This window comes from Rhodococcus sp. SB1D (assembly GCF_048573875.1).
GTDB lineage: Bacteria > Actinomycetota > Actinomycetes > Mycobacteriales > Mycobacteriaceae > Rhodococcus_F > Rhodococcus_F qingshengii.
The window spans coordinates 664,656-677,143 of record NZ_JBMAIQ010000001.1 but is presented as its reverse complement, the minus strand read 5'-3'; the positions used below and the strand labels follow the sequence as shown (position 1 = coordinate 677,143).

1 protein-coding gene is annotated in these 12,488 nt (G+C 64.7%); it reads right to left on the bottom strand.

The window, feature by feature from the left end; genetic code table 11:
* Positions 1–23: 23 nt before the first annotated feature.
* On the bottom strand, positions 24–12,485 hold the full coding sequence (locus ACN50D_RS03170; protein ID WP_307850401.1) for a non-ribosomal peptide synthetase: 12,462 nt from the start codon (positions 12,483–12,485) through the stop codon (positions 24–26).
* Positions 12,486–12,488 lie beyond the last annotated feature (3 nt).

Below are 12,488 nucleotides of genomic sequence, written 5' to 3'. Positions count from 1 at the left end.
GTTTCAACTGTGTGGTTTTCGAACTATGTGGCCGTGCGTTTCGACAAATAGCTGTCGAGCAGCGGGGCAATCGCCGCCCACCCGGCTGGGGTCACCAAACCGGCGTGGTCGTACGGCAGATGGTGTACTGCCATGTCCTGGTCCCCGCGGACTGCGCGCCAGCGATCAGCCAGCAGCTGTCCGGACGCCTCGGCGTCGGCGGTGATCAGAGTAACCGGTCCGTCGTAGGTTGTGTCGGTCGAGCTGGCCACGAGCAAACGAGTGGCATCAAAACCCGCCCGAACTGCGTCGACCAGTCCCGGTGCCTGAGTGAGGATCTCGGGTGGCAGGGCGGCGGCCAGATCTCGGTCGTCGGCATCGTCGCGACCGCGATCGTCACGATCTCCCAGTGGATGAGTATCGATCAGACCGGCGAACTCCACTGTCTCGCCGATATCGACCAGCTGAGCCGCCATCGCGGCAACGACGTTGCCACCGAACGAGTAGCCGAGCAGGTGGTACGGCCCGCTCGGTTGCACGCCGCGAATCGTGTCGACGTACATCGCTGCCAGTTGGTCCACGTTCGTCGGTTCGAGTGGCTCCCCGGCAACTGTGGGCAGTTGCAGGCCGAACAGTGGACGGTCGGCCTCGAGAACACCGGTCAAAGGCGCAAAGGGCCAAGCGAATCCACCGGCCGGATGCACGCAGAACAGTGGTTCTCCGCTGCCTTCGGCTCGCAGTGCCAGGAGGCGATCACGACTCAGATCGATTTCGGACGCCGACTCGTCAAGGTGTACTGCAAGTTCTGCAACTGTCGGACGGGCCATCAGCGTTCCCACACCGACGCTCACCGACAGGTCGTGCTCCATCTCCCCCACCAGTCGCATGGCTCGAAGCGAGTCGCCGCCGAGATCGAAGAAACTCTCTTCGGGATCGACTGCCTCGACGCCGAGTACCCGCGCAAAGACCTGGCACAGTTGCCTTTCCATCTCGGTTCGCGGTGCTCGGGCCGCTGCTCGGGCGGGGGGTGCCGGCAACGCACCGCGGTCCAGTTTTCCGTTGGGCGTCAACGGGATCGAATCCACGACGACGATGTCCGACGGAACCAGGTGTGCCGGTACGCTTTCCCGCAACGCAGCTCGCAGATCGACTGGATCAGCGCCGGGTTCTTCGATGACGTAGCCGACCAGTCGCGGCGGCGCACCGCCTTCGCTACGGACTGACGCTGCCGCTCTCAACACTCCCGGCAACGACGCCAGCGCGGATTCGACTTCACCCAATTCGATCCGAATGCCTCTGATCTTGACCTGATGGTCTGCGCGACCCAGATATTCGAGTTCGCCGTCGCGGCGACGCAGTACAACGTCACCCGTGCGGTACATGCGCTTGCCGACGGAGTAGGGATCAGCAACGAACACAGCGGAGGTCAACGCGGTCCGGTGAAGGTAACCCATCGCCGTTCCGTCTCCGGACATGTACAGCTCGCCCGCCGCTCCGATCGCTACCTCCCGCAGACCCGAATCGAGTACCCGCGCAGACGCGTTCAGAATCGGACGACCCAAGCAGGGTGTCTCGCTCCCCTGAACCGGGGATCCCATCGCGTTGATCGTGAACTCCGTCGGCCCGTAAAGGTCGTACCCGTCGACACCGTCCTGATCGCGCAATCGCGACCACAACTCGGCAGGTACAGCTTCTCCGCCGAGCATCACCAACACCGGCGTCCGCTCACCGTCGAGGAGACCGGCGGCCATCAGTTCCCGTGCATACGAGGGGGTTACATTCACGACGTCGATACCGACTTCGCGGTAATGCTTCACCAGAGACGCGGGGTCCAGTCGCGCCTGCTCGTCGATCACGTGAACTTCGTGCCCCGCGAGCAACCAGAACAGTTCCTCCCACGACATGTCGAACGAGAACGAGACTGTATGCGCGATGCGCAGACGTCGGCCACCCACACTGTTTTCGGTCGGAGTGAATATCTCGGCCTTGTGATTGTGATACATCGTCGTCAACCCGCGGTGACCCACCACGACGCCCTTGGGTTTTCCGGTACTGCCCGAGGTGTAGATGACGTAGGCAGGCTGGTCCGGTGAGGTCGGCCCGCAGACCGCGGCCTCGTCGACAACTGGTGCCGAAGACTGCCCGTCGAGTACCCCGGCCACGTCCGGGTCGTCGAGGACCAGACATGCCTGTCCATCGGGAACAACGAGGTCACGCGTCTGAGTCGTGGTGACTACCAGCGCCGCATCGCTGTCGAGGATGAGTTCGCGCAGGCGTGCCGGCGGGTGAGCCAGATCCAAGGGAAGGTAGGCCGCTCCGGTTCTCATGACGGCGAAGATTGCGACGACGTGATCGGCAGTACGCGGAAGCGCGAGCGCGACAACACGGGTCGGTCCCCCGCCTGGTACCGACTGCCCCAGCGCCGACGCGAGTATCCGTGCCAGTCTGTCCACCCGAGAGTTCATCTCGGCTGCGCTCAGTGTGACGTCTCCGAAGACCAGCGCCGTCTCGTCCGGAGTTGCCGCTGCCCTTTCGCGCAGTAGTGCGTCCACGCTACCGCCGGCCTGGTCCGGCCGTGGCATCACGACGTGCTCCGAAGCGAATTCCGCGGGGGTGCGCGAAAACGGAACCGCCGTGTCCGCCACCGTGGCGGTATCGGAATTCGCCATCACTTCGAGGATCGTGATGGTGCGGGACAGGATGTCCCGAGCCACGTCGTGGGGAATCAGGTCAGGACGGTTTTCGAGTGTGAGCGCCATCGGCGCATCCCCGACACCCGGATCCACGTCGAGCGTGAGCGCATAGTGCGTGCCGTCCACCGCATCGAACCCGACGATTCCACTGCGACCGAACGTGTCTCGCCGCGCCTGTTCGTCGCGAGGGGTGTTGCGGAAAACGTAGAGCGTGTCGAAGAGCGTGGCGAACCCTGCACTTCGCTGCACGTCGCCGAGCCCTAGATGGTGATGCCCCAGCAGCGAACCTTGTTCGCGGAACAGGCGTCCGAGCAACGCCGAAATCTCCTCGCCGGGCCGGACCCGGACACGTACCGGAATGGTGTTGAGCGCCAAGCCCACCATTCGGTCGGCGCCCTCGACCTCGGGTGAACGTCCCGAAACCGTCGATCCGAAGACCACGTCGTCACGGCCAGTCACTGCGCGCAATGCCAGGCCCCACGCCGCAGAAACCACGGTGGAGAGCGTCACTCCGCTACGTCTGGCCAACTCGCGTACGTGCTCGGTGATGCTCTGTTCGAGCTGAACCCGGGTGAACACCGGCAACGGAGCGCGCCCGCCTGATCCCGTACCACCCACGAGTGTGGGTTGCTCGAGATCCGCGAGGTAGTCCTTCCAGGACGAGATGGCGTCCGTGCGATCCGCTTCGGCGATCCATCGCAGGTGATCACGGAAGTCCGCAGGCTTGTCGAGCGCGCCGTCGAGTCCGACCGGGTCCGTGCCGTGTGTGCGAGCAAACTCGTAGAGCGCAAACAACTCCGCGTACATCAAGGTCTGCGACCAACCGTCGGTCAGCAGGTGGTGCTGAGTGAAGACGAGGTGCGCTCCCCCACCTGGCAACCAGACCAACACCATTCGAATGAGTGGCGGCGCACTCAAGTCGAACAGCCTGCCGAATTCGGCCTCGTCGACGGCGCGGACCTCGATATCCAAGTCCTCGGGTGCGACTGCGCTCAGATCGACCTCACGGAAAGGCATTTCGGCTTCCCTGGGCACGAACTGCACCGGAGCGTCGAACCCGGCGTGTGTGAAACCGGCCCGCAAGTTCGGATAGCGTCGCAAGAGCGCATCCCCCGCTGCTCGGAGTGAGCGAACGTCGACGGCGGCATCGGCGGAGAACTCGAATCGCGGCTGCATGTGATAGACATCCGTGCCGCCGGCGCCGTCGAGAACCGACTGGAAGTACATGCCTTCCTGCAAGGGACCAAGTGGCAGCACGTCCTGCCAGCCCGGGCTCAGCGACTCGAGCCGTGCCCGACGATCCGCATCGACGGCTACGAGTGGGCTCGGCACACGATCCGGCGCGGTGTCGGGCAATGCCTTCCGGTCCACCTTGCCGTTGAGGGTGAGTGGTAGTGCTTCGAGCACCGTGATGGTCTGCGGCACCATGTGTTCGGGTAGGAGCCGCGCAATCTCCTTGCGCACCAGTACCGAATCGAGCGTGGTTGCACCTTCGGGAACCACATATCCGTGCAGACTTCCGGTACCCGCCGCATCGACGCGAACGGTGGCTGCCGCGCGGAACACACCTGCCACCGATCCGAGCGCGCCTTCGACCTCGCCGAGCTCGATGCGGAAACCACGAACCTTCACCTGATCGTCAGCACGACGAAGGAAGTGCAAAACCCCGCGCCGGCGTCGGACCAGATCGCCGGTGCGGTAGAGGCGTGCCCCCGGCAGAGAAGGATCGGCGACGAACCGAGCGACGGTCAGATCGGGGCGGTTCAGGTATCCGCGGACCACCTGCGCACCGCCCAGATACAGCTCGCCCGCAACGCCTTCCGGAACCTCACGCAGGTCGTCGTCGAGGATTCGCACGTGCACATCAGTCCAGGGCTGACCGATCGTGACTCGGTCGCCGGTCGTGATGACCGAAGATGTCGCCCACACCGTGGCCTCGGTGGGTCCATAGACATTCCGGACCGAAGCAGCGTTGGCCACCAGATCGTCGGCCAGATCCTGCGGGAGGGCTTCCCCTCCCACCAGGGCTCGCACCATGGCGAGTCCGACTGCGTTCTCGTGTTCGGTGACCACTCGCCACAGCGCCGGCGTTGCCTGCATCACTGTCGCATCGCTTGCGATGATCAACGCCGACAACGCATCCGGGTCGCGAACCGTCCTGCGGTCTGCGATCACGACAGTCGCGCCCGCCGCGAGCGGGCACAGCAACTCGAGTGCCGCGATGTCGAACGACACCGTTGTCACCGCGACGATGCGATCGCCCGGCCTGATCCAGCAATCCTCGAGTACCGTGTCCGCGAAGGCTGCGAGGTTGCCCGTCGAGACCATCACGCCCTTGGGGCGACCCGTCGAACCGGAGGTGTGGATCATGTAGGCGAGGTGATCACCCGCCGCGGGCGGCGGAGGAAGCACGACACCCGAGTTGGTGAACTCACCGTCCACGAAGACACTCGTGGCGACCGTCAACGGAAGTTGCCCGGCGCTGTCGATACTGGTCAGGACACACACCGGAGCCGCGTCCTCGATCATGAACTCGAGCCGCTCAGTCGGGTAATCGACGTCGAGTGGCAGGTACGCAGCGCCGATGCGCAGTACCGCGAGCAGTCCGGCCACCAGATCCGCATTTCGATCCAGCGCGACGGCGACTACCTTCTCGGGTCCGGCGCCGACCGCGAGAAGTTCGCGGGCCAGCTCGTCGACGCGCGCCGACAGTTCCCCGTAGGTAATTCCGACCTCGCCGGAGATCACCGCGATGTCGTCGGGGTGGCGGCTGACGTGTCGAGCGAACAACTGCGAGATCCCCGACGGCGACGTCGCGCGTCGGCCCGGGTCGCGATCCGGCTTGTTTTCCGCCAGTCGCAGATCCGCGACGACAGTGCTGATTTCGTGACCGAGGACCGCGATCACACCGTCGAGCAATGCGTCCGCAGTCGCGGCGTCGAACAGCCCGGCATCAACCGTCAATCGAAGTTCTGTTGCGGTTCGGACGAATTCGAGGTCGACGCTCTTTCCGGGCGAGTGACCGACACGGGCAGCGAACAGGCTGCTCGTCGGACGCCCGAGTAGATCGGCGATTCGGTCGAGGCTGACATCGGAATGCGCAAGTGCCTCGGAGACAGCGTTATCGACTCGCCGAACGACATCGGCAATTCTCGGCCGACCGGACAGGTCGACCCGAATCAGGGTGTCAGTCCCTTCCGAGACCAGTCCGACCGCAAGGTCCCGACCACCGCCGAAGCTGTTCAGCGTCGCCGCCACGGCGGCCAACAGCACCGCGTCGAATCCTGGTTCGTCACCGAACCGGGCATCGCGTAGCTGACGAAGGTAGGTGTGCGGGCGGTACTCTTCGCCGCGCGGGCGGTCATACGGAAGGTCCGTTTCGAGGGGCAGGTCCGCGAGCGTGCGAACCCAGTACCGCTCGTGATCAGGATTTCCCGCCACCGCCGGGGCGCGGAACGTCGCCACGGTCACGACGGGTCGATCGACGCCAACGACCGAATCCGGCGAGAACTTCGTCCGATCGACGCGTGCGGCCACGGCAAGACCGAGGGGGGTCGGGGTGTCGAAGACATCCGAGACGACGACGCGAATTCCCAGCTTGCGCAGGCTTCCCACCAACCGCATCGCAGTGAGCGAGTGACCGCCGAGAGTGAAGAAATTGTCGCCCGGATCGACGTCGGGAATCTCCAACACCGTTGCGACACAGGCGCACACTGCATCCACGACCGCGGGATCGACATCGATCGCAGGATCGGACGCGGCCACCTTTTTCGTGACAGCGACATTTTTCGCGGCAGACACCGCAACGGCAACGGACGCTGCCTGTCGGACTACCGTGAGCACCGCGGATGCGGGAGCTGTCGGTTCGGTCAGCAACCCACGCAGGATCTCCGCGAGCCGTGTGACCATTCGCTGCGCCGTGGCGTCGGAGACAACTGCCGGATCGTGGTACAGAACCAGATCCAGACCGGTGCTCGGCGGCGCCATCAACGTCATCGGATAGTGCGTGACTCCGCGGTTGGTGAATCCCTCGACCCGCAGTGTGTGCGATGCAGGCTGTCCCGCACCGGAGTTCGGGAAGTTCTCGAACACCAGGAGCGTGTCGAACAGTTGCCCGATTCCGGCGATGCGTTCGATCTCGGCCAAACTGGTGTGTTCGACGTCCACGATGTCGAATTGGGCGTTCTGCAGACCGACGAACTGATCGAGCAAAGGCCGGTGCGCGACGATGTCGAGGCGGGCCGGAATCGTGTTGCTGAACAACCCGACCATTCCCTCCACCCCCGAGAGTTCGGCAGGTCGGCCGGACACCGTGGCCCCGAACACGACGTCCCACTGTCCTGTCGCTTCGGCGAGCGCTGCTGCCCACGCACCCTGAACCAGGGTGTTGACCGTCAGCGCTCGCGCACGGCCGAGTTCGATCAGCGCTTCGGCGTCCGATGTCGCGAGAGGAACCTCGAGCGCGACGGGCACACTTCGCGGCGCTCCGGCATCGGCAACGAGAGTCGGCGCGGTGAGCCCACGCAAACGCTCGCTCCACGCTGCGCGGGCAGAGTCCTGATCACGGCCGGCGATCCATGCCAAGTAGTCGCGATACGGCGTCGGCGCAGGGAGGCGGCTGTCGCCGTCGTGGTAGACGTTCATCAGCTCGCGCAGGACGATCGGAGTCGACCAACCGTCGGTGAGCAGGTGGTGCGCGTTGAGGACCAAACGGTGCACCCCGCCGGGCAGCCGAACCAGTAGTGCACGCAGCAGAGGCGGTGTACTGACGTCGAAGACATGCTTGGCGGCCTCGTCCTCGAGCTGATCTGCAGAGCGGAATGCAGTGTCAGCTGGAACGGAGGTCAGATCGACCGAACGCCACTCGACTTTTGCGCCGCGCGGAATGATCTGAACGGGCCGTGCGAACTGCTCGTAGTGGAACGCGGCGCGAAGGTTCGGGTGCCTGTCGATCACGGTCTCGAACGCGTCGGCCAACTTCGCCTCGTCCAGTGGCCCGGAGAGGTCGAAGCGTGCAGTGAGCGTGTAGACGTCTGCGGCTCCGTCACGGACCGCATGGAACAGGAGACCTTCTTGTAGCGGCGAGAGCGGAAGGACGTCGGCAAGCGGTCCGTGGACGGCTTCGAGTTCGTTGATCCCTGCCTGATCGACCACCGCGCCCTGGCCGAAGATCGTCGCCGAGCAATCGGAAGGCGTCAAACCACCCTCGAAGAGCGCGGCATGCGCGGTCAGGGCAGCGAGCGCACGTTCCCAATGCTCTTGCAGCTCGACGATCGTCGCGCCGTCGAGCACTGAACCCGCCGCAGTCCATTCGACCGCCAGCGTCGTCGAGTCGTCCTCTCGGACAAATGCGTTGAGCGCCAGCACTTCCGACATAATCTTCGTCGCCGGCTCGATGACCGCGAATGGATCCTGCTCCGGCAATCGCCATCCGGTTCCGGGTAGGGACGGGAAGCGGCCCAGATAGTTGAGCAGCAGTTCGGGTGTAGCGCACGCGGAAAGGTCAGGTGCGGTGTCGGGATCCAGATGCCGCAGAACTCCATAGCCGACTCCGCCTCCGGGTACGGCGCGTTTTGCCTCCTTCACCGCACGAAGGAGATGCCCCGCAGCTGCTCCGCCGCTCAGTGCGTCGGCAAGATCGTCTGCGGTGAGCAGTGCATCGGTGGGAACCCGGACGGGGAACTCACTGGTGAACCACCCGATGGTTCCGGCGAAGTCGGTGTCGCTGGCGAGCGCGTCGCGGCCATGACCTTCGACGGTAACTGTCTGCGCGGGCAGCCCAGTCAGGCCGCGACTGTGCTGCCATGAGCGCAAGGCAAGCATCAATCCCGCGAGAAGCACTTCGTCGGTCTTGGCTCGATACGCCGCCGGAAGCGTGGTTAACAGCGCGTCCGTGACGGCCGGGGGCGCAACAGTTGTCGTGCGAGTGGCGGTTGCGGTCAGGTCGATCTTCGGGTCGAGACGACGACTGCCGATCGGCTCGTCGTCCGCCTGTACCGACGCGGACTTCCAGTACTCGAGCTCTGACGCCCTGCTGCCAGAGGCCCCGAATTCCGCGAGCAACCCTGCGTATCGACGCCACGAACTTCCGCCTGCAGCCAACCGGGCCGACCTACGCTCGCGTGCAGCATCGGTGGCTTCGTGGAGGTCTGGAAGCAGAATTCGCCAGGACACACCGTCGACGATCAAATGGTGAGCCACGACGATCAATTGGTCGGGTCGTCCGGCCTCGGTATTGACCAGTACGACTCGCAGGAGTTCACCGGCACGTGGGTCGAGACCCGCCGCCGACGCCTCCGCGAGGTCTCTGATCCGGGACGGCTCGGAGGTGTCGGACACCTCTCGAACGAGTCCCTCGCTGCGCACCGCGCCGGGGTCCCGGACGATCAATTCGGTAGTGCCGCTGTCGTTGTCACGGCGCAGGAGCAGGCGTAGAGCGTCATGGTGATCGAGGATCGTCTGCACGCCTGACTGCAGGTCACCCAGTGAAAGGCTGTCGTCGATGCGCACTGCGGTCCACTGCGCGTAGCCCGCGATTGCCTCGTCTGTCGGATTCTTGTCGATCAGTGCTCGAACGATCGGCGGGGCGATCACGGTGCCGGTCGCCACGTCCGCAACCGAGGCTACGGCGTCGGCGTCATCGGCAATCTCACGCGCCGCAGCGGCGATGGTTCCCAGATCTCGCTGTGCCAGTAGTTCTTTGGGAGCAACGATCAGACCACGCACCCGCAGTCGACTGCTGACACTGATTGCCGTAATGCTGTCACCACCGAGGCCGAAGAAATCCTCGTCCACGCCGACGCGTTCGCGGCCGAGCACCTCGGCCACCACGTCACAGAGGATTTCCTCGCGCGGTGTGGATGCGGCGCGCCCTGCCGATTCGGCAGCCGGGGCAGGTAGTGCCGCACGATCGAGCTTTCCGTTCACCGTGACGGGCAATTCGTCCAGAACGACGATTGCGGCGGGAACGAGATGATCCGGTACGCGACCGGCGAGGTCACGGCGCAATTCTTCCTGCGGCGGAAGCGTCGCGCCGGCGGCGGCTACAACGTAGCCGACGAGGCTGGGCCGTCCCCCATCCGTGCGGATCAACGCAGCAGCCGCGCCGATTCCGGGTACCGATCCGAGAACAGCCTCGACCTCGCTCAACTCGACTCGATGTCCGCGAATCTTCACCTGCTTGTCGCTGCGACCGATGAAGTCGTAGCCCCGCCCCGGCACCCACCGCGCCACGTCCCCAGCGCGGTACATCAGATCTCCCGGAGCCCCGAAAGGATCTGCGACAAAACGCTCGGAGGTCGCGCCGGCGCGGCCGAGGTAGCCCCTGGCCATTTGCGGTCCCGCCAGGTAGAGCTCACCTCGTTCACCGTCGGCGACCGGCTCGAGCGCGCTGTCGAGCAGGTACGCACGGGTACCCGCGAGGGGGTACCCGATACGCGGTCCGGCACCTCCGACCGTGGTCGCGATCGCGTCGACCGTCGTTTCGGTTGGTCCGTAGAGGTTTCGAGCGGGAACGCCGGATTCGATGATCGCGTCCCACAGTGCGGGCGGTGCCGCCTCGCCACCCACGACGAGGAGCTGCAACCGCTGCGTACGCAGCAATCCGTTGTCCACCATCGCTGCCGCCATCGACGGCGTCGTGTCGACCACGTCGACGCAATCTCGCTCGAACGCCGCGACCAGAGCAACCGCGTCCTTCTGCAGTTCCTCGTCGTATACGTGCACCCGATGACCACACAGCAGCCACAACAGTTGATCGAGAGACGCATCGAAGGCGAACGACGCTGTGTGCGCGGTGTGCAGTTGGCGGTTCCCGACGCGCTCGGCGGTGTCCCGGTAGATGGTGGCGCGATGGTGGTGAAGCAGGTGCGCCAATCCACCGCCTCTGACCAGCACACCCTTGGGCTTGCCTGTCGATCCCGAGGTGTAGATGACATACGCCAGGTGATCACCATGCCGTGCTGTCGCCAGTTCACCGAGTTCGAGTGGAAGCTCGGAATTAGCTCGGAGTTCTTCGCGGACTGCGTCGGAATCGAGGACGAGGGGGTCGGGCCGAGAACCTCCGACGAGTTGCTCGGCCAGAGTGGAAGTGGTGATCACGACCTTCGGCTGCGCGTCGTCGATCAGATCTCGCAACCGCTCGGCCGGGTGCTGCGGATCCAGGGCCACGTACGCTGCGCCCGCGTTCAATGTCGCGAGCAGCGCCACCACCATCTCGGAAGTACGCGGAAGCGCAAGTCCGACAATGTCGTCCGGGCCGACATCGCGGGCCCGAAGCAACCGGGCGAGCTTGTGGACGCGGCCACCGAGTTCTTCGCCTGTCACTGTTTCGTCACCGCACACGAGGACTGTGTCATCCGCGTGCTCGACGACGATGCGGTCGAACACGTCGGGAACGAGTTCGACCGAGCCGGGCTGCGGTGCAGTTTCGCGGCCGGCGAGAATCCGCGCGGCTTCGGCCGCAGGCATCATCTCCACCTGACCGACGGCAGGATCTCCCTCCCCGACCATCGCGTTGACGATGCTGACGAAACCGGCGAGGCGACGTTGAACCGATTCCCGAGTATTGGTACGCGCGTCCACTTCGAATCCGAGTAGAACTTCGCCGTCCGCAATGGGCGTCACCGTCAAACCCAGGTCCTCCGGCGGTCCCCCGGCGACGTTACGCAGTACACCCACAGCGCCGGCGAAATCGAGGGCGAAGTCGAAAGCCTTGAGATTGATTCCGATCCCGTGAAGCAGTGCGCCGGTTCCGGCGACGCCCAGGTCCCGAGCAAGATTCTCACCGCGGTAGCGCTGGTGTGCGCGCAGGCTTTTCATCGTGGCGGCCACCTGCTTGCTCAGGTCACCGAGTCGATCGTGGCTGCGAATCGTCAACCGGAGAGGCAGAACGTTGACTGCCATGGCCGGCGTCTTGAGTGCCGTGCGACCTACGCGCGCCATGAGTGGCATCGCGATGACAACATCCGTCTCGCCGAGCAGTCGGTGGAGAAATGCGCCGTAGCAGGCGATCAGTGCCTCGGCCCACGTTGTTCCCGTCGCGTCTGCCACGTCTTTGAGGCGGTTGAGGGCGTCGGCGGTAATGATCTCGCGAACCTGGATCGTTCGTTCCGCCGGACCGGTGACCTGCTGGCCGCGTCCGTCCAACGCGGGCAACGGCGTCAGGACATCACGCCAGTAGTCACGATCTTCCGCGAACTGCTCGCCAGCCCGGTACGCCTCGTCCTCGCTGACCAGATCTGTCATAGAACCGAATCGCGTTGGCGCGACCTCGGTTCCCTTCTTCGCGGCCGTGTAGTGCGCGGCGACTCGGCGCGAAATCATTGCTGCGCTGTATCCGTCGACGATCAGGTGGTGATAGAGCTGGATGCACCAGATCTCGCGATCGGAGAGCCTGATCAGCGAGTAGGTGTACAGCGGACGCTCCACCATCAGGCGGCAGTACTCGGACGCCCGGCTGCGCTCGGCGTCGACCAGCGCGTGCGCCACGGCTACGGGATCGCGCTCGTCACGGACGTCGGTGATCGGGATGATGCCAACCGGCTCGTCGGAGATGTACTGACGCGGGCCGTCCGCCGTCTCGATCATCCGCAGCCGCATGGTTTCGGCTTCACCGATCGTCGCCGTGATGGCGGCTGTCAGCAGTTCCGTGTCGATCGGTTCGTCGCCCGAGATTTCGAGCACCTCACCGACGAGGTAGCTCCGAGATTCGGGATCAAGCCTCTGTGCGTTCCAAATCCCGAGTTGAGCTCCTGTGAGAGCAAACGTAGCTTCGCTCGCCGCTCCGGAGTTCGAACCTGGAAGAACGCTCACACT